Source organism: Streptomyces sp. NPDC046977 (assembly GCF_040644455.1).
Lineage (GTDB): Bacteria > Actinomycetota > Actinomycetes > Streptomycetales > Streptomycetaceae > Actinacidiphila.
The window spans coordinates 206,248-225,026 of the sequence record NZ_JBEYWO010000009.1; the positions used below are offsets into that span (position 1 = coordinate 206,248).

General features: G+C 73.5%; 16 protein-coding genes. 10 read left to right on the top strand and 6 right to left on the bottom strand.

Annotation, left to right across the window (positions count from 1 at the left end):
• Positions 1-4 precede the first annotated feature (4 nt).
• Together tatC and ABZ883_RS16590 are read left to right on the top strand one after the other, a co-directional pair.
• Positions 5-946: a twin-arginine translocase subunit TatC gene (tatC, locus tag ABZ883_RS16585; RefSeq protein ID WP_360906344.1), complete on the top strand. Its 942-nt coding sequence runs from the start codon at positions 5-7 to the stop codon at positions 944-946.
• Between the two features lie 31 nt (positions 947-977).
• The gene (locus ABZ883_RS16590; RefSeq protein WP_360906345.1) at positions 978-1,871 is read left to right on the top strand and encodes a diacylglycerol kinase; all 894 of its coding nucleotides are present in this window, start codon (positions 978-980) and stop codon (positions 1,869-1,871) included.
• Positions 1,872-1,901: 30 nt separating this feature from the next.
• On the opposite strand, the gene ABZ883_RS16595 is transcribed toward ABZ883_RS16590, so the two are convergent.
• Complete coding sequence (locus ABZ883_RS16595) at positions 1,902-3,695, bottom strand: MOSC and FAD-binding oxidoreductase domain-containing protein (protein ID WP_360906346.1); 1,794 nt, start codon at positions 3,693-3,695, stop codon at positions 1,902-1,904.
• Between the two features lie 173 nt (positions 3,696-3,868).
• On the opposite strand from ABZ883_RS16595, the gene ABZ883_RS16600 reads away from it, so the two are divergent.
• Positions 3,869-6,703 carry a DEAD/DEAH box helicase gene (locus ABZ883_RS16600; RefSeq protein ID WP_360906347.1) on the top strand — a complete coding sequence of 945 codons (2,835 nt, stop codon included), beginning with the start codon at positions 3,869-3,871 and terminating at the stop codon, positions 6,701-6,703.
• Positions 6,704-6,905: 202 nt separating this feature from the next.
• Positions 6,906-7,583 carry a helix-turn-helix domain-containing protein gene (locus ABZ883_RS16605; protein ID WP_360906348.1) on the top strand — a complete coding sequence of 226 codons (678 nt, stop codon included), beginning with the start codon at positions 6,906-6,908 and terminating at the stop codon, positions 7,581-7,583.
• 246 nt (positions 7,584-7,829) lie between these two features.
• Here ABZ883_RS16605 and ABZ883_RS16610 read toward each other — a convergent pair whose 3' ends face one another.
• The 3 genes from ABZ883_RS16610 to ABZ883_RS16620 form a co-directional block, all read right to left on the bottom strand.
• Positions 7,830-8,804, bottom strand: coding sequence for an ADP-ribosylglycohydrolase family protein (locus ABZ883_RS16610; RefSeq protein WP_360906349.1), 975 nt, complete (start codon positions 8,802-8,804; stop codon positions 7,830-7,832).
• 43 nt (positions 8,805-8,847) lie between these two features.
• Positions 8,848-9,177, bottom strand: a complete 330-nt coding sequence (locus ABZ883_RS16615; RefSeq protein ID WP_360906350.1) for a hypothetical protein — start codon at positions 9,175-9,177, stop codon at positions 8,848-8,850.
• Between the two features lie 478 nt (positions 9,178-9,655).
• A complete protein-coding gene (locus ABZ883_RS16620; protein ID WP_360906351.1) occupies positions 9,656-9,880 on the bottom strand; it encodes a DUF397 domain-containing protein in 225 nt (74 codons plus the stop codon).
• A 250-nt stretch (positions 9,881-10,130) separates the two neighbouring features.
• Here ABZ883_RS16620 and ABZ883_RS16625 point away from each other — a divergent pair, with 250 nt between their 5' ends.
• From ABZ883_RS16625 to ABZ883_RS16635, 3 genes are all read left to right on the top strand, one after another.
• Positions 10,131-10,826 (top strand): PadR family transcriptional regulator, encoded by a 696-nt coding sequence (locus ABZ883_RS16625; RefSeq protein ID WP_360906352.1) that lies wholly within the window; start codon positions 10,131-10,133, stop codon positions 10,824-10,826.
• Between the two features lie 213 nt (positions 10,827-11,039).
• Positions 11,040-12,068, top strand: a complete 1,029-nt coding sequence (locus ABZ883_RS16630) for an ATP-binding cassette domain-containing protein (protein ID WP_360906354.1) — start codon at positions 11,040-11,042, stop codon at positions 12,066-12,068.
• Entirely contained in the window at positions 12,065-12,859 is a 795-nt protein-coding gene (locus ABZ883_RS16635) for an ABC transporter permease (protein WP_360906356.1), read from the top strand. Before ABZ883_RS16630 ends, ABZ883_RS16635 begins: the two co-directional genes overlap by 4 nt.
• Before the next feature lie 76 nt (positions 12,860-12,935).
• Here ABZ883_RS16635 and ABZ883_RS16640 read toward each other — a convergent pair whose 3' ends face one another.
• Both ABZ883_RS16640 and ABZ883_RS16645 read right to left on the bottom strand, forming a co-directional pair.
• On the bottom strand, positions 12,936-13,790 hold the full coding sequence (locus tag ABZ883_RS16640; protein WP_360906359.1) for a siderophore-interacting protein: 855 nt from the start codon (positions 13,788-13,790) through the stop codon (positions 12,936-12,938).
• Between the two features lie 109 nt (positions 13,791-13,899).
• The gene (locus ABZ883_RS16645; protein ID WP_360906502.1) at positions 13,900-14,817 is read right to left on the bottom strand and encodes a 5'-3' exonuclease; all 918 of its coding nucleotides are present in this window, start codon (positions 14,815-14,817) and stop codon (positions 13,900-13,902) included.
• 184 nt (positions 14,818-15,001) lie between these two features.
• Here ABZ883_RS16645 and ABZ883_RS16650 point away from each other — a divergent pair, with 184 nt between their 5' ends.
• From ABZ883_RS16650 to ABZ883_RS16660, 3 genes are all read left to right on the top strand, one after another.
• Positions 15,002-16,099, top strand: a complete 1,098-nt coding sequence (locus ABZ883_RS16650) for a glycine betaine/L-proline ABC transporter ATP-binding protein (RefSeq protein ID WP_360906361.1) — start codon at positions 15,002-15,004, stop codon at positions 16,097-16,099.
• A complete protein-coding gene (locus tag ABZ883_RS16655) occupies positions 16,092-17,894 on the top strand; it encodes an ABC transporter permease/substrate binding protein (RefSeq protein ID WP_360906363.1) in 1,803 nt (600 codons plus the stop codon). Before ABZ883_RS16650 ends, ABZ883_RS16655 begins: the two co-directional genes overlap by 8 nt.
• A gap of 125 nt (positions 17,895-18,019) precedes the next feature.
• Positions 18,020-18,754 (top strand): helical backbone metal receptor, encoded by a 735-nt coding sequence (locus ABZ883_RS16660; RefSeq protein WP_360906365.1) that lies wholly within the window; start codon positions 18,020-18,022, stop codon positions 18,752-18,754.
• Positions 18,755-18,779: the final 25 nt, after the last annotated feature.

Here is an 18,779-nt window from a genome sequence, read left to right on the forward strand (position 1 = left end):
TGGGTTGCTCAAGTCCGCCCGCAAGCAGGAGAGGGACCCCGAGGGGCGCATGCCCCTCGTGGAGCACCTGCGTGAACTGCGCAACAGGCTCTCCAAGGCGCTGCTCGCGATCATCGTCGTCACGGTCGTCGCCGCCTTCTTCTACAACGAGATCATCGAGTTCTTCACCAAGCCGGTGCTGGAGTCCGTCGGCTGCGGCAGCTCGTTCACCGAGCTGAGCAAGCAGACGGAGGGCACCTGTGCCCGGATCACCATCAACGGTCTGCTGACGCCGTTCACCCTGGCGCTGAAGGTCTCGCTGATGGCCGGCGTGGTGCTCGCCTCGCCGATCTGGCTGTACCAGCTCTGGGCGTTCCTCGCGCCGGGCCTGCACCGGCACGAGAAGAAGTACGCGCTCTCCTTCGTCGGCGCGGGCTTCCCGCTCTTCCTCGGCGGCGGCTACTTCGCCTACCGGGTGCTGCCGACCACCGCGCAGGTGCTGATCGGGTTCACGCCCGGCGGCGTCGACAACCTGCTTCCCCTGGACGACCTGCTCGACCTCGTCACGCGGATGGTCGTCGTCTTCGGCCTCGCCTTCGAGATGCCGCTGCTGCTGGTGCTGCTGAACTTCGGCGGTGTGGTCACCGGCCGGCGGATGCTCGGCTGGTGGCGCGCCATGATCGTCGGCATCACCGTCTTCGCGGCGGTCGCGACGCCGAGCACCGACCCGCTGACGATGATGGCGCTGGCGGGCCCGATCTGGGTGCTGTACTTCCTGGCCGTCGCCGTCTCGCTGCTCAACGACCGGCGCAAGCACCGGGCCAACCCCGACGCCGACCTGGACGACGACGAGGCGTCGGAGCTCGACCTCACCCCCGAGCCCGTCGGCGCGCCGGTGCCCGAGCAGGCGTCGCCCGTCGAGGACGACATCCGGCCGAGCGGACGCGGCTTCGACGACGCCACCTGACACCGGCGGTGACGCGCGGTAGGGTCCGCGCGTGACCAGCGAGATCACCCTCATCGTCAATCCCACCGCGGGCCGCGGCCGGGGCGCGCACGCCGCGTCGCCGGCCGTCCGCGCCTTGCGGAACGCGGGCCACCACGTCCGCACGGTGACCGGCGCCGACGCCGCGGACGCCCTGCTCAAGGCCCGCAAGGCGGTCGAGGGCGGTACCGGCGCGCTGGTGGTCGCAGGCGGCGACGGCATGGTGTCGCTTGCGCTGCGCGCGGTGGCCGGTACCGGCACCCCCATCGGCGTGGTGCCCGCCGGCACCGGCAACGACTTCGCCCGCGCCGCCGGGCTCCCGCTCGGCGACCCCGCGGCGGCCGGGCGGCTGATCGCGCGGGCGCTGGAGGAGGGGCGCACCCGGGAGATCGACCTCGGACGGGTCGGGGAGCGGTGGTTCGGCACCGTCCTCGCCTCCGGCTTCGACTCCCGCGTCAACGACCGGGGCAACCGGATGCGTTACCCGGCTGGCCGGCTGCGCTACGACGTGGCGATGCTCGCCGAACTGGCGGCGCTGCGGCCCTTCCGCTACCGGATCGCCCTCGACGACGGCCCGGAGCGGGAGATCGAGGCGACGCTGATAGCCGTGGGCAACGGGTCCTCGTACGGCGGCGGCATGCGGATCTGCCCGCAGGCCGCGATGGACGACGGGCTGTTCGACATCTGTGTGGTGGGTGCCTGCTCCCGGGCCACGCTGCTGCGCGTCTTCCCGCGGGTCTTCCGGGGCACCCACACCACGCACCCCGTGGTCACCGTGCACCGCGCGGCCAAGGTGACGCTGGCGGCCGCCGACCTCACGGCGTACGCCGACGGCGAGCGCCTCGGGCCGCTGCCGCTGACCGCGGTCACGGTGCCCCGGGCGGCGCGCCTGCTCGCCGGGGTGTGAAGCTCCTTCACGGCGGATGCGCGAGCCGCGTCAGAGGTCCAGGACGAGGTCCTCGGGCGGCTGCGCGCAGCAGATGAGGACATCGCCCTCGCCGGGCGGCTCGACCGGGTCGGGCTCGTAGCGGACGCGGCCCGACAGCAGCGCGGTCTCGCAGGTGTGGCAGACACCGGTGCGGCACGACCAGCGCGTGGGCACGTCGCAGGCCTCGGCGAGTTCCAGCAGGGTGCCGTAGCCGGGGTCCCAGGGCACGTTCAGGCCGCTGCGGGCGAAGGACACCATGGGGCCGGTGGCCGCACCGGGCGGGTGCGCGGGCTGGTGCGGGGCCTTCGCCGGGCCCTGGGCGATGCCGGGTGTGATCGCGGACTGCGCCCCGAACGCCTCCGTGCGGATGCTGCCGGCCGCGAGCCCGCAGGCGCGCAGGGCCTCGGTCATGTCGGCCATGAAGGCGTCGGGACCGCACACATAGGCCTCCGCGTCGGCCGGCGGGGCCAGTGCGCGCAGCACGTCCGCCGTCAGCCGGCCCGCCGCGGTGTAGTCGGTCCCGGGGCGGTCCTGCGCGCGCGGCCTGCTGTACGCGACGTACGCACGGCTGCCGGGCAGGGCGGCCAGCAGGTCGCGCGCCTCGGCCGCGAAGGGGTGGTGGAGGCCGTCCCGGGCGCCGTGCACCCACCACACCGGCCGCCGGGTGCCCGCGTCGGCCAGCGCGTGCAGCATCGCCAGCACCGGCGTCGCCCCCACTCCCGCGGACACCAGCAGGACCGGCGCGGTTCCCTCGGCAAGGGTGAAGGCGCCGCGGGGGGCGGCCACTTCGAGCACGTCGTCCACCTTCAGGTGCTCGTGCACATAGGTGCTCGCCGCGCCGTGCGGTTCCTGCTTCACGCTGATGCGGTAGGCCGCCGCGCCCGGCCGGCCCGACAGCGAGTAGCTGCGGATCACCGGCGGCGCGTCCGGGCGGGGCCGCATCCGCACGGTGAGGAACTGCCCGGGCAGCCCCGGCGGTACCGGCCGGCCGTCGGCCGCGGCGAGCGTCACCGAGGAGATGCCCTCGCTCTCCGGGACGATCCCGGCCACCCGCAGCGTCCGGAAGCCCGGCCACGCCGGCGGGGGGCCGACGCTTCCCGCGGTCAGCCCGGCGTTGCTCCTGGCCGTCCCCGGCTGGCGGCCGCCGTCCGCCTCCCCGGCCGCGTCCGCGAGCAGGGCCCGCATCGAGCCCTGCCAGCCGGGACTGAGCGCCGGGATGCGCAGCGCGCGCTCCACCTGGGACCGTTCGTGGCCCGGCAGGTAGAGCACCGCGTCGATCTCCGCGACGGTCATCGCCTCGGGGCCCGTGGCGACCTTGACGATCGCGTCGCCCGCCGTCACCTCGCCCTCGGTCAGGACGCGGAAGTAGAAACCGGGCCGGGCGTGGGCGACCAGCAGCGCCGCCATCCGCGGCTCCTCCATCCGCAGGCCCACCCGGTAGCAGGTCACCCGGGGCTGGGTCACCTCGAACTCCGCGGTGCCGATGCGGTAGCGGTCGCCGATGCACACCTCGTCGTCGGGCAGTCCGTCCACGGTGAAGTTCTCGCCGAACTGGCCGTAGGTGAAGTCGTCCCGCTTCAGCTGCTCCTGCCAGTGGCGGTAGGAGTCGAGCTGGTAGACCAGCACCGCCCGCTGCTCCCCGCCGTGCCCGGCGAGATCGCCCTGGCCGTCGCCGTCCACATTGAGCCGCCGCACCGTGAGCGGGCCCGTGACGGGCCGTTTCCAGACACCGGTGCGGGTGATCCGCCCGCGCCACTCGACGTCCTTGGGCAGTCCGACGTTCACGGAGACCAGGGTGGCCATGAGGTCCCTTCCTCGTCGGCGTCCGGGCCGGGGCGGCGGTCCGTGCCTGCCACGCTAGTGCCGGTCCGGTTCTTCGCAAACCGGACACGGAGCGGCCCGCCGGGGCGGCCGTGGTGCGCGGACGGTAAAAGATCAGTCGGGTGTCAGTGGTGCCGGGTAGTCTCGTTTTCAAGATGAACGACGAGATGTCTCCCGCCGAGCGCTACGCGGCGTCCAAGGCCCGGGCCGCCGAGCAGGCCACCGCACTCGCGGGCTTCCGCGAGCTGTACGACTTCGCCCTGGACCCCTTCCAGATCGACGCCTGCCGGGCGCTGGAGGAGGGCAAGGGCGTGCTGGTGGCCGCGCCCACCGGATCGGGCAAGACCATCGTGGGCGAGTTCGCGGTCCACCTGGCCCTGCGCGAGGGCCGCAAGTGCTTCTACACCACGCCCATCAAGGCCCTGTCGAACCAGAAGTTCACCGACATGGTCAAGCGCTACGGCGCCGAGCGCGTCGGCCTGCTCACCGGCGACAACAGCGTCAACGGCGATGCGCCGATCGTGGTCATGACCACCGAGGTGCTCCGCAACATGCTGTACGCGGGGTCCCAGGCGCTCGACGGCCTCGGCTACGTGGTCATGGACGAGGTGCACTACCTCTCCGACCGCTTCCGCGGCGCGGTGTGGGAGGAGGTCATCATCCACCTCCCGCAGTCCGTGACGCTGGTCTCGCTCTCCGCGACCGTCTCCAACGCCGAGGAGTTCGGCGACTGGCTGGACACCGTGCGCGGCGACACCGAGGTCATCGTCTCCGAGCACCGCCCGGTGCCGCTCTGGCAGCACGTCCTGGCCGGCCGCCGGATGTACGACCTCTTCGAGGAACGGCAGGGCGCCTCCGGCCCCGCCCCCCAGCGCTCGGTCAACCCCGACCTGGTGCGCCTGGCCCGCATGGAGAACCAGCGTCCCTTCAACGGCCGCGACCGCCGCGCGGGCAAGATCCGCGAGGCCGACCGCGAGCGGGACCGGCGCCAGCAGCGCCGGATCTGGACGCCCAGCCGGGTCGAGGTCATCGAGCGGCTGGACGCCGAGGGGCTGCTCCCCGCGATCACGTTCATCTTCAGCCGGGCCGGCTGCGAATCGGCCGTCCAGCAGTGCCTGTACGCCGGGCTGCGGCTCAACAGCGAGGAGAACCGGGCGAAGGTCCGGGCCATCGTCGAGGAGCGCACGAAGTCCATCCCCGACGAGGACCTGCACGTCCTGGGCTACTTCGAGTGGCTGGAGGGCCTGGAGCGGGGCATCGCCGCGCACCACGCGGGCATGCTGCCGACCTTCAAGGAGGTCGTCGAGGAACTCTTCGTCAAGGGCCTGGTCAAGGCGGTGTTCGCCACCGAGACGCTCGCGCTCGGCATCAACATGCCTGCCCGCTCCGTCGTCCTGGAAAAGCTCGTCAAGTGGAACGGCGAGACCCACGCCGACGTCACCCCCGGCGAGTACACCCAGCTCACCGGGCGCGCCGGGCGGCGCGGCATCGACGTCGAGGGCCACGCCGTGGTGCTGTGGCAGCGCGCCTTCGACCCGGCGCACCTGGCGGGACTCGCCGGCACCCGCACCTATCCGCTGCGGTCGTCCTTCAAGCCCTCGTACAACATGGCCGTCAACCTGGTCGGCCAGTTCGGGCGGCACCGCTCGCGCGAGCTGCTGGAGACCTCCTTCGCGCAGTTCCAGGCGGACCGCTCGGTGGTCGGCATCTCCCGGCAGGTGCAGCGCAACGAGGAGGGACTGGAGGGCTACAAGGCCTCCATGACCTGCCACCTCGGCGACTTCGACGAGTACATGTCGCTGCGCAGGCAGTTGAAGGACCGCGAGGCCGAACTGTCCCGGCACGGGGCCAACCAGCGCCGCGCGGCCGCCGCGCAGGCCCTGGAGAAGCTGCGGCCCGGCGACATCATCCACGTCCCGGCCGGCAAGTTCGCGGGCCTGGCCCTGGTCCTGGACCCCGGTGTGCCGGCCGGCCGCAGCCCCGGCCACCACGGCCGGCAGGACCAGTTCCACCAGGACGGGCCGCGCCCCCTGGTGCTGACCGCCGAGCGCCAGGTCAAGCGGCTGGCGCAGATGGACTTCCCGGTGCCGGTCGAACCGCTGGACCGGATGCGCATCCCGAAGTCCTTCAACCCGCGCAGCCCGCAGTCCCGCCGCGACCTCGCCTCCGCCATGCGCTCCAAGGCCGGTACGGCGGGCATCGCGCCGCAGCGGCCGCGCCGCGAACGCTCGGCCGCCGCGGACGACACCGAGATCGCCCGGCTGCGCACCGCCATCCGCGCCCACCCCTGCCACGGCTGCGACGAGCGCGAGGACCACGCCCGCTGGTCCGAGCGCTACCAGCGGCTCGCCCGCGACACCAAGCAGCTGGAGCGGCGCATCGAGGGCCGGACGAACACCATCGCCCGCACCTTCGACCGCATCTGCGCCCTGCTCACCGACCTGGGCTACCTGGAGGGCGACCAGGTCACCCCCGACGGACGCCGGCTCGGCCGGCTCTACGGCGAACTCGACCTGCTCGCCAGCGAATGCCTGCGCGACGGCGTGTGGGAGGGCCTCGACGCGGCCGAACTCGCCGCCTGCGCCTCGGCCCTGGTCTACGAGGCGCGCTCCGCGGACGACGCGATGCCGCCGAAGCTGCCGTCCGGCAGGGCCAAGGAGGCACTCGCCGAGATGGTCCGCATCTGGGGCCGGCTGGACGCGCTGGAGGAGGAGCACCGCATCAACCAGGCCGAGGGCGTCGGCCAGCGCGAACCCGACCTCGGCTTCGCCTGGTCCGCCTACCGCTGGGCCTCCGGCCACGGCCTCGACGCGGTGCTGCGCGACGCGGACATGCCGGCCGGCGACTTCGTGCGGTGGACCAAGCAACTCATCGACGTGCTCGGCCAGATCGCCGGCGCGGCCCCGGAGGGCGGCGAGGTGCGACGCAACGCCCGCAAGGCGGTCGACGGCCTGCTGCGCGGCGTCGTGGCCTACTCCTCGGTGGGCTGAGGTCTTCCGGGGGCGGGCGGCCGGGGACACCCCGCGGTGGCCCGGCCCGCCCGCACCGCGGGACGGCCGGGCATTCCGGGTCGGCCGATGTCCTGACCGGTGGTGGTGACTCCCGGTCCGAGGGCGTGATCCCGACCGCGGCGTCCGCCCGGCCCCGTCGTGGACCGGGCCGCGCCCGGGAGGCCTGTGCGAGGATCGGGGGATGAGCAGCACGGGACGGCGGGTCGGACGGCCGCGGGCGCTGGTGCGGCCGGAGACCGGGCTGTCCACGCGCGAGGAGCTGCTGGAGGCGGCGGCGGAGCTGTTCACGACGCGGGGCTACGCGGCCACCACGACGCGCGCCGTCGCGGAGCTGGCCGGCATGCGGCAGGCCTCGATCTACCACTACTTCGCCGGCAAGGAGGACCTCCTGGCCGCGCTGCTGGAGGGCACCGTCCGCCCCTCCCTGACGCTGGCCGGTGACCTGACCGGCCGGGACGACGTGCCCGGCGAGGCCCGGTTGTGGGCGCTGTGCCGTGCCGACGTGGCGCTGCTGTGCGGCGGCCCGCACAACCTGGGCGTGCTCTATCTGCTTCCCGAGGTGCGGGCCGAGCGCTTCGCCGGGTTCCGGGCGGTACGGGAGGAGCTGAAGGCCGCCTACGCCGCGCTGCTGGCCGCCACCTCGGCCGGTGCGGAACTGCCGCCCGCGGCGTTCGCCGTCCGTGCCGACCTCGTCTTCGGCCTCATCGAGGGCGTCATCCTGATCCGCCGTGAGACCCCGATCCCCGACGCCGCGGCGTTCGCCTCGGCCGCCGCGGATGCTGCCCTGCGGGTTGCCGGGTGCCCTGAGGAGGCCATGGCGGGGTTGCGCGCGGAGGGCGAGGCGTTGCGCGTCCGGTGAGTCGCGGGGTCCAGGTCCGTTGCGCCGGGAGATCCGTTCGGTCCCTCGTGCGGGGACGGTGTCGGCGGCTGCGGATGCCGCTCTGCGGGTTGCCGGGTGTCCCGGGGAGGTCATGGCGGGGAGGCGAGGCGTTGCTGGTCCGGTGAGTCGCGGGGTCAGGTCCGTCGCGCCGGGCGATCCGGGCATGGGCACGTGCGGGGACGGTGTCGGGTGTCGCTCTGCGGGTTGCGCGGTGTCCCGGGGAGGTCATGGCGGGGTTGCGCGGGGAGGGCGAGGCGTTGCTGGTCCGGTGAGGCGCGCGGTCAGGTCGACCAGGTCGGCCGTGCGCAGGACCCGGCCGGGCCAGCCGGGCATCGGCACGTGCAGGGGTTCGGTCCACCGTGCGGGGACGGCGTCGAGCCCGTGGACCGCGCCGGCGAGGGCGCCGGTGACCGCGGCGACCGTGTCGGTGTCGCCGCCGAGGTCGATCGCGGCGCGCACCGCGTCCTCGTAGGAGCCCGTCGTCCGCACCGCCCAGAGCGCGGAGCCGAGGCAGGGCCAGACGGCGCCGTTGAACTCCGTGGCCAGGTCCGGGTGCCAGTGCGGCGCGAGCACGACCGCCCAGCGTTCCCGGTACGGTTCGGGCACCTGGGCCAGGGCGTCCGCCACGGCCTCCGGTGCGACCGGGTCGCCGCCGTCGAGGGCGACACGTACGAGGTCGTGCAGGATCGCGCTGCCCTCCCAGGCGGCGCGGTCGCCGTGGGTGAGGGCGGCGATCCGGCGGGCGGCGTCGAGCGAGACCGCCCGGCCCTGCCCGGCGAAGTGGACGGCGGCGGGGGCGGCGCGCATCAGGGCACCGTTGCCGGCCGCCCGGTCGTGCGTCTGGTAGTGCAGTGCGGCGGCCAGGTTCCAGGGATCGCCCGAGGTCAGGACGGTCTCGGTCTGGATCCCGATGTCCTTGGGACCCGCCGCCGACCAGCGCCGGAACCGCGCGAAGATGTCGGGAAGGTCGAGCGTTCCGCGTTCCAGCAGGGAGTCCGCGACGAGCACGGCCATCTGCGTGTCGTCCGTGGCCTCGCCGGGGTCCCAGCCGGCGCCCCCGCGCATCTCGCCGCCGCCGCCCGCCCGCGGGAAACGCGTGCTGAACGCGCCCTCCGGACCGAACTCGAAGGGCGCGCCCAGCGCGTCGCCGACCGCCGAACCCACCACGGCGCCGGCTGCCTTTCGCACACGATCCGTCACGCCGTCAGCCTACGAGCACTCAGGCCGGACGGACCGCAGGTGGTCAGCAGTAGCGGTTCCAGCCCGAGCGGTAGCCGTCGCGGTAACCCTGGCGGTAGTCGCGGTCGTTGCGCCGGGGATCGTAGGACTCCCGGTAGTCGCGGCAGCGCGGCCGGGAGTTCCGGGAGTCGTACCGCCCGTCGTCGTAGCCGTCCCTGAAGCCCCGCCGGTAGCGGTCGTTGGACGACTGCGGGGCGACCGTGCCGGAGGACGGGGCCGCGACGGCCGCCGCCGGGCCTGCCGCGGCCGCCGGCGACGCCGCGGCGGGCAGGAACGCCACGGCGCCTGCCGCGGCCGGGGCGACGAGCAGGGCGAGAAACTGCTGTGCGCGCATGATGTCCCCTTCCGGAAGCCGGAACGCGCAGGTGACGCGCCGTCCTGGCCGAGGCGGCCGATGCGGCGGCCGGCCGGGCGGACGCGGTGGAGAAGCCGAGGTGTGCCATCGCGAGGAGGGGGCCGGAGCCGTGCTCCGCGTGGCCGGATCACCGTCGGCGCTGTCCGTTCTTCGACCGTAGCGAGACGGGTGTGATGTGTCCACTTGTGGGGCTGTTGCGGTGCGGGGAGGGCGTGTTGACGCTGTGACCGCTGCGGCGGGGGCGTCGGTTCGTTGCGGCCGTGTGTGCCGTGGGGGGGCATGGAAAAGCCCCTGGAGCCGACTCCAGAGGCCTTCTGCCGTGAGCCGCAGGCGTCTTGACGCACCCGCCCGGAATCCGGGCGGTGCGACCTCGCCACAGCGGGTGGCGGCCCGTTCACGGGCTTGGTGTACCGGCCTTGGCGAACGGGCCGCCGAACGCTGGTGTACGCGGGGCTCGTCAGCCGAATTCGCCGTCGCGCACGCCGTCCCGGAACGCCGCCCACTCGTCCGCGGTGAACCGCAGTGCCGGCAGGTCGGTGTTGTCCGAGTCGCGGATCGCGACGGCGCCGCCGCCGATGTCCGCCACCTCGACGCAGAGCTCCCGGTAGGGGCTCCTGGTGCTCTTGACCCAGCGCGCTTCCGTCAGGTCACGTGCGTACAGGTCGGACTTTCGCGCTTGCATGGGAAACTCCGTTCGATACTCGATCGGATCTTCCCTTCCCACCCTTGTCCCGTCCTCACCGGTCCGCAACCGCGGGAGCTGAAGGGGATTCAGATCGGCCCGGACCTGGTGGCGCGGTGCCGTGCGCGGCCCTGCGGGCCCGGTGTGCCGCCGCATCCCCGCGGCCGAAATTCGCGATGTATCGCGCTTGTCAGGTCGCGATACTCGCGATATGTTCGGCCACGGATATACGGAAGCGAGGTGTACGGACATGGCGGCGCGGCGCAAGCTCGGCAACCCCCTGGCACTGGCGGTGATGGCGACGCTCGGCGAGCGGCCCATGCATCCGTACGAGATCGCGCAGGTGCTCCGGCAACGGGGCAAGGAGCAGAGCATCAAGATCAATTACGGCTCGCTCTACACGGTCGTGCAGAACCTGGAGAAGCACGGATTCGTCGAGGTCACCGGCGTTCAGCGGCAGGGCAACCGCCCCGAGCGCACGCTGTACGGCCTCACCGACGCCGGCCGCGAGGAACTGCACGACTGGCTCTCCGACCTGGTCGCCGTCCCCGTCCGCGAGTACCCGTCCTTCGAGGCCGCCCTCTCTCTGCTGCTCGTGCTCCCCGCCGACGAGGTGGTCGGGCTGCTCACCGAGCGGGTGGCCAAACTGGAGGTCCAGGCGGCCGCCGTGCACGGCGTGCTCGCCCGGCTCCGCCGCGACCTGCCCCGGGTGTTCCTGCTGGAGACCGAGTACCAGGTGCACATGATCGAGGCCGAGGCGGCCTGGATCCGCGCCTTCCTGGACGACCTCGAACGGGGTGCCGTCTCCGGCGCCGCCGAGTGGCGGCAGTGGCAGGCGACCGGCGAGATGCCGGACACCTGGAGCGGGATCGACGACCTCACCCGGGACGGCGCGGCCGCCCGCCACTTCAGGGAGGAACTGGGCAAGCTCACACCCCCCACGTGAAAGAACCCCCGGTGGGCCGCTGCGGGAACAGCGGCCCACCGGAGGTGAATCCCGGACCGGACACCCTCGGGAACGGATGCCAGGCGACCGAGGTGCAGCACACCCAGGGTAGCCCGGCACTCCTCCCGTCGAACGGTCCGCACCGGCACGCCGGTGCCCATCGGCACCGGCTCCGACCGACACCGATCGACACGACAGGCGGAGGAATCTGTCATGAGCACCCGCGCGCCCGCGATCGTGGCGCACGACCTCGTCAAGACCTATCCCGGGGACGTCCGGGCACTGGACGGCATGGGCATCACCGTGGAGCCCGGCACCGTCTTCGGACTGCTGGGCCCCAACGGCGCCGGCAAGTCCACCACCGTCAAGATCCTGACCACCCTGGCCCGGCCCGACTCCGGGACCGCGATCGTGGCGGGCCACGACGCGCTGCGCCACCCCGACCGGGTGCGGCGCGCCATCGGCGTCGTCGCCCAGAGGTCCGGCGCCGACCCGGTCGCCACCGGCGCGGAGAACCTGCGGCTGCAGGGCCGGCTGTACGGCCTGCGGGGCGCGGGCCTCACCGGCCGGGTCGACGAACTCCTCGCCCGGTTCGACCTCGTCGACGCCGCCGGGCGCCCGGTCAGGACGTACTCCGGCGGCATGCAGCGGCGGCTGGACGTCGCGCTCGGCCTGGTCCACCGGCCCGAGGTGCTCTTCCTCGACGAGCCGACCACGGGGCTGGACCCGGAGGCGCGCACCGCCATGTGGGACGAGATCGCCCGGCTCGCCGGCCACGAGGGACTGACCATCCTGCTCACCACGCACTACCTGGAGGAGGCCGACCGGCTCGCCGAGCGTGTCGCGATCGTCGACCGCGGCCGGGTGGTCGCCGAGGGCACACCCGACGGGCTCAAGGGCGAACTGCGCGGCGACGCCGTGCACGTGGAGCTGACCCGGCCGGCCGGCCCGGTCGACGCGCATCTGCTGGAGACCGCGCTCACCGAGTTCGCGGGTGTGCGGGAGGCGGTGCTCGACGGGCGCCGGCTCAGCGCCCGCGCGGACGACGGCGGTGCCGCCGTGCCGCGGGTGCTCGCCGTCCTGGAGCGCGAGGGCGCTGCCGTCGCCTCGGTGACGGTCGCCCGTCCCTCCCTGGACGACGTGTACCTGCGGTACGCAGGACGCCGCTTCGCCGACGCCGACACCGGATCGCCGGCGGCCGCCTCCGGCGCCGTCCCCGCGAGCGCCGGAGGTGCGCGATGAGCACGACGACCGCGCCGGGCAACGCCCTGACGCAGACCTGGTACATGACGCAACGTCAGCTGATGGCGGTACTGCGGCAGCCCGCCTACCTCCTCATCACCCTGGTGCAGCCGGTGATCTGGCTCTTCCTCTTCGGCGGGCTCTTCCGCCGCGTCGTGGAGCTGCCCGGCTTCGGCGGGACGTCCTACCTGGACTACCTCGTGCCGGGCGTTGTCGTGATGAGCGCGCTGTCCTCCAACATGTGGGCCGGGATGGGCACCTTGGAGGAGATCGAGCGCGGCACCCTCAACCGCTTCCTGACCACCCCGGTCAGCCGGGCCGCCCTGATCAACGGCAACGTGGTCTCGCAGGGGCTGAGCACCGCCCTGCAGTCGGTCGTCATCGTGGCGCTGGGCCGGCTGGGCGGCGCCGACTACCCCGGCGGGGCCGGCGGACTGCTGGTGCTCGTCGCGGCGTCGGTGCTGCTCGGCACCCTGGTCGGCGCGTTCTCCAACGCCATGGGCATGCTGGTGCGGCAGCGGGAGAGCATCATCGGCATCAACACCTTCCTGCTGCTGCCGCTGACGTTCCTGTCGTCCGCCTTCATGGCGCCCGCGCTGATGCCGGCCTGGATGCGGCACGTCGCGGACGTCAACCCGGTGAACTGGGCGCTGGTGGCGGGCCGTTCGGCGATGGCGGACACCCCCGACTGGGGCGGCGTGCTCAGCCGGGGCGGCGCGCTGGTCGCGGTGGCGGTCGCCGCGGTGTGGCTGTCGACCCGCACCTTCCGCTCGTACCAGAAGTCCGTCTGAGTCCGGCCCGGCACAGACAGCGAGGCGTGACCCCGTCGCGGGGTCACGCCTCGTGCGTGTGCAGTGGTTCGCGGTCTCAGGAGGCCAGGGCCCGCGGGGTCTCCTGCTCCTCCTCCACCCGGCGGTTCCAGTCCGCCTTGGAGGCCTGCCAGCCGTCCTCGTCGTGGCCGGTGCGCCAGTAGCCGGAGATCGACAGCCGCTCGCGCGGCACCCCGTGCTCGACGCGCAGCAGCCGCCGCAGCTGCTTGACGAAGCCCGCCTCGCCGTGGACGAAGGCCTGGAGGTCCCCGGGCGGGAACTCCAGGGCGAGCACCGCGCGGAGCAGGGCCTCGCCGACGCGGCCGGTGCCGCGGTGCACCCAGGTGATCGCGGCGTCACCGGGCGTGGGGAGCTTCTGCTCCTCCTCCGGCCCGGCGACCTCCACGAAGACATGGGCGCGGGCGCCCTCCGGCAACCGTTCCAGCGACGCGGCGATGGCCGGCAGCGCGCTCTCGTCGCCCACCAGCAGATGCCAGTCGGCGGCCGCATCCGGCATGTACGCGCCTCCGGGACCGAGGAAGAGGATCTCCTCGCCGGGCCGGACGCGGGCGGCCCAGGGGCCGGCCAGGCCCTCGTCGCCGTGCAGGACGAAGTCGACGGTCAGCTCGCACGACTCGGCGTCCCAATGGCGCACCGTGTACGTCCGGGTGCGCGGCCACTGCTCGCGCGGGAACTCCGCGCGGATCGCCTGGATGTCGAAGGGCTCGGGGTAGCGGACGCCCTCGGCGGGGAAGAGCAGCTTGATGTAGTGGTCGCTGCAGTCGCCCACGGGAAAGCCCTGGAGCGACCCGCCGCCGAGCACCACGCGCACCATGTGCGGGGTCAGTCGTTCCACGTGCTGCACCCGCGCGCGGTTGAGCTGCGGCTTCCTGCGCACCGGACGGTCTGCCATGAACACACTCCCTCACGACGGTTAGGCAAGCCTAACCCATTGCTCCCCCGGAAGGCGACGACTCCCGGAACGCGCGCGCTGCCGGGCGGGCCGCGGGAGCCGCGCCGCCTCAGCCGGCCTGCGCCGCCCCGAGCACCGTGAGCAGCCGCTGCAGCGCGCCGCCGAGCCCCCACCGCTCGGCCAGGGCCGACAACTCCTGCGGGTGGCGCGGCTCGCGCGGGAGCCGCGGCTCGAAGACGGGCAGCGGCACGTCGCCGGCGACATGGACGACCTTGGGCGCGACGGCGACATAGTCCGCCGCCTCCTGGAGGCGCTTGCGCTGCGCGGGGGTGATCCCCGACGCGGGGTCGTGGGCGGCGGCCATGATCCCCGCCAGGTCCCCGTACGCGTCCAGCAGCTTGGCCGCGGTCTTCTCGCCGATGCCCGGCACGCCCGGCAGGCCGTCGCTCGGGTCCCCGCGCAGCGTGGCGAGATCGGCGTAACCGGGGCCGTCCACCCCGTACTTGGCGCGCAGCCACGCCTCGTCGACCACGTCGAGCGCGCCCACGCCCTTGACCGGGTAGAGCACGCGCACCCCGCGCGCGTCGTCCACGAGCTGGAACAGGTCGCGGTCGCCGGTGACGATGTCCACCGGACCGGCCGCCCCGCACGCCAACGTCCCGATCACGTCGTCGGCCTCGTACCCCGCGACCCCGACCCGGGCGATGCCGAGCGCGTCCAGCACCGCCTCGATCACCGGCACCTGCGGCGACAGTGTGTCCGGCACCTCCTCCACGTCCGAGCCCTCCGGGACCTCCTCGGCCACCCGGTGCGCCTTGTACGAGGGGATCAGATCCACCCGCCACTGCGGACGCCAGTCGGCGTCCATGCACGCCACCAGGTCGCCGGGGGAGTGGTCGGCGACCAGGCGGGCGATGAAGTCCAGCAGTCCGCGCACGGCGTTGACCGGCGTGCCGTCCGGGGCGCGCACCGAGTCGGGCACCCCGAAGTACGCGCGGAAGTAGAGGCTGGCGGTGTCGAGGAGCATCAGGCGTCGAGTCACACGCCGATGATGCCGCAGACCTCGGACACCGCGGACACCGTGACCTCGGTCACGGAACAGTTTGCTCCGCTTGTGTCGGGGCAGCCGCCGGTCCGGAGCGGGCCAGGAACGCTCCACGACCTGGGTGCGGGGGCAGCAGGTCGTCCTCCGTACGACCCCAGAGGTGTATGTGTACCGGTTGCAGGCAGAGCATCTGTACAAAGTGTTCGGCCCCGATCCCGAGGACGGCGTGCGCCGGCTGCGGGACGGCGCCGGACGCGAGGAGCTGCGCGCCGACGGCACGACCGCGGCCGTGATCGACGCGGGCTTCGACGTCCACGAAGGTGAGATCTTCGTCGTCATGGGACTGTCGGGCTCCGGCAAGTCCACCTTGCTGCGCACCCTCAACGGGCTGCTCCCCCCGACCTCGGGGCGGGTGCTCTTCGACGGCCGCGACCTCACCGCGCTCTCCCCGCGCGAGCTGCGCCGGGTGCGCTCGCACGGCATCAGCATGGTCTTCCAGCACTTCGCGCTCTTCCCGCACCGCACCGTGCTGGAGAACGCCGCGTACGGCCTGGAGGTGCAGGGTGTCGGCCGCAAGGAGCGCGAGGAGCGCGCCGCGCGGGCCCTGGAGCTGACCGGACTGGCCGGCTGGGGCGGCTCCTGGCCCGACGAGCTGTCCGGCGGCATGCAGCAGCGCGTCGGCCTGGCCCGCGCGCTGGCCACGGACGCCGACGTGCTCCTGATGGACGAGTCCTTCAGCGCCCTGGACCCGCTCATCCGCCGCGACATGCAGGACCAGCTCCTGGAACTCCAGCGCGCCCTGAAGAAGACCATCGTCTTCATCACCCACGACCTCAACGAGGCGATGCGCCTCGGGGACCGCGTGGCCGTCATGCGCGACGGCCGCATCGTGCAGACCGGTACACCGGAGGACATCCTGCTGCGCCCCGCCGACGACTACGTCGCCTCCTTCGTGCACGATGTCGACCGCTCCCGCGTGCTGACCGCCGGCACGGTCATGGAGCCGCCGTCCCGCCCGGACGCCGGCGACTGCCGCTGCGAGAGCGTCGACCCGCGGACCCCGCTCGCCGACGTCCTGCCCGTCAGCGCCCGCGTGCCGCACCCGGTCGCCGTCCGCGACCGGAACGGCGACGTGGCCGGTGTGATCACCCGGGAGCGGCTGCTCGCCCGACTCGGCGCGTACGACGGCCCGCCCGCCCCCTGCACCGACGAGACGGCGCCCGAAGTGCCGGCGCGGGTCCGGAAGGAGGCGGCGCGTGCCTAGGCTGCCCCTCGGCGACTGGACGGACAGCGCCGTCACCTTCCTGCGCGACCACTTCGGCCCGCTCTTCGACGTCATCAGCGCGATCGTCTCCGGCATGTACGACGGCCTGGACGCCGTGCTCCAGGCCCCCGCGCCGCTGCTGCTCGCCGGGATCCTCGCCGTCCTGGCCCTGTGGCTGCGCGGCGCGACCGCGGGCGTGCTGTCCTTCGCGGGCCTGGCGGTCGTCATCTCCGTCCAGCAGTGGGACGAGGCCATGGACACCCTGTCCCTCGTGCTCGTCGCCACCGTCGTCACGATCGTGCTGGCCGTGCCGCTGGGCATCTGGTCGGCGCGCAACCGCACCGTCTCCGCCGCACTGCGCCCGGTGCTGGACTTCATGCAGACGATGCCCGCCTTCGTCTACCTGATCCCCGGCATCTTCTTCTTCGGCGTCGGCCAGGTGCCCGGCATCATCGCCACCATCGTCTTCTCCCTGCCGCCGGGCGTGCGGATGACGGAGCTGGGCATCCGCCAGGTCGACGGCGAACTCGTCGAGGCCGCCGAGGCGTTCGGCACCACCGCGCGCAACACCCTGCTGCGGGTGCAGCTGCCGCTCGCGCTGCCCACGATCATGGCGGGCGTCAACCAGGTGATCATGCTGGCGCTGTCCATGGTCGTCATCGCCGGCATGGTCGGCGGCGGCGGCCTCGGCGCCTCCGTCTTCACCGCCATCAGCCAGGTCGACATCGGCCTCGGCTTCGAGGCGGGCCTGTCGGTGGTCGTCCTCGCGATGTACCTCGACCGCGTCACCGGCGCGCTCGGCAGCCGCGTCTCGCCGCTCGGCCGGCGCGCGCTCGCCGCGGCCGCCGCCCCGCGCCGGTCCCGGCTGTGGACCTACCGTCCGCACACCTCCGTGGCCGTCGTCGGTGTCGTCGTCCTCGCCCTCGTCGCCGGCGGCATGAACGTCCTCGGCGGCGGCGAGGACGACACGCCCGCGGTCTCCGGAGCGAAGAACGTCGGCAAGGGCCGGCAGGTCGACCTCGGCTACATCCCCTGGGACGAGGGCATCGCCTCCACGTTCCTGTGGAAGGAGCTGCTGGAACGCCGCGGCTACCGGCCGAAGGTCACGCAGTACGACGTCGGCGCGCTCTACACCGGCATGTCCGCCGGGCGGGTCGACGTCGAGACCGACTCCTGGCTGCCCGTCACGCACCGGTCGTACTGGGAGAAGTACCGGGACCACCTGGACGACTACGGCTCCTGGTACGGCCCCACCTCCCTGGAGCTGACCGTCCCCTCCTACGTCAAGGGCGTCGACTCGCTCGCGGACCTCAAGGGGCAGGGCAAGCGGTTCGGCGGCCGGATCATCGGCATCGAGCCCGGCGCGGGGATGATGTCGATGCTGAACGACACGGTGCTGAAGAGGTACGGGCTGGAGGGCGAGTACAAGGTAACCACCGGCTCGACCGCGAGCATGCTGGCCCAGCTCGACCGTTCCATCAAGGCGAAGGAGCCCGTCGTGGTGACCCTGTGGTCCCCGCACTGGGCCTACAGCGAGCACTCGCTGAAGAAGCTGGAGGACCCGCTCGGCGCCTGGGGCAAGGGGGACGGCATCCACACCCTCGCCCGCGACGGCTTCGCCGCGAAGGAACCCGCCGTCGCGCGCTGGCTGAAGGGCTTCCGGCTCAGCGAGAAGGAGCTCACCGGGCTGGAGGGCGCCGTGCACGGCGCGGGCCAGGGCCACGAGCAGGACGGCGTCCGCGACTGGCTCGCCGCGAACCCGTCCGTCGAGAACCGGCTGGCCCCGGTCGGCTGACCCGGCCCCCCAGCCCCGCGGCCCCACGCACCCCGGACGGCGCGGTACCCGGATCCCCCTCCCTCAGTTCCGGCGGCCGCGCCGTCCGGCCGTCCTCGCGCGCCGGGGCTCGATACGGTGGGCATATGACCCGTCGCGAGTCCGGCCCGGCACGGCGTGTGGTGTCCCTCGTGCCCTCGCTCACCGAGGCGGTGGCGACCACGGCCCCCGCACTCCTGGTGGGCGCGACCGACTGGTGCAGCCACCCGCCCGACCTGCGGGTCACCCGGGTCCAGGGGACCAAGAACCCCGACATCGAGCAGATCGTCCGGCTGGCCCCGGACCTGGTGATCGCCAACGAGGAGGAGAACCGCGCGCCCGACCTGGGGGCGCTGCGGTCCGCCGGGCTCGACGTGCTGGTCACGGAGGTGCGCAGCCTGCCGCAGGCCTTCGAGGAACTGCACCGCGTGGTGGTCGGCGCCCTGGGCCTGCCCCGTCCCGCGTGGCTGGACGCCGCGGAGAAGGCCTGGGGGACGGTGCGGCCCGTGCCCCGGCCGCGCCGGGCCGTGGTACCCGTCTGGCGCCGCCCCTGGATGGTGCTCGGCCGGGACACCTTCGCGGGCGACCTGTTGGCCCGGCTCGGCGTCGAGAACGTCTACGGCCATCACCAGGAGCGCTATCCGCGGGTCCCGGTGCGGGAGCTCAACACCGCGGGGGCCGATCTCGTGGTCCTGCCCGACGAGCCGTACCGCTTCACGCCGGACGACGGGCCCGAGGCGTTCCCGGGCCTGCCCTCGGCGCTGGTCAGCGGCCGTCACCTCACCTGGTACGGCCCCTCCCTCGCGGAGGCCCCGGCGGTCCTGGCGGCGGCACTCGACTGACGGCGGGCGCCGCGTCACCGCAGCG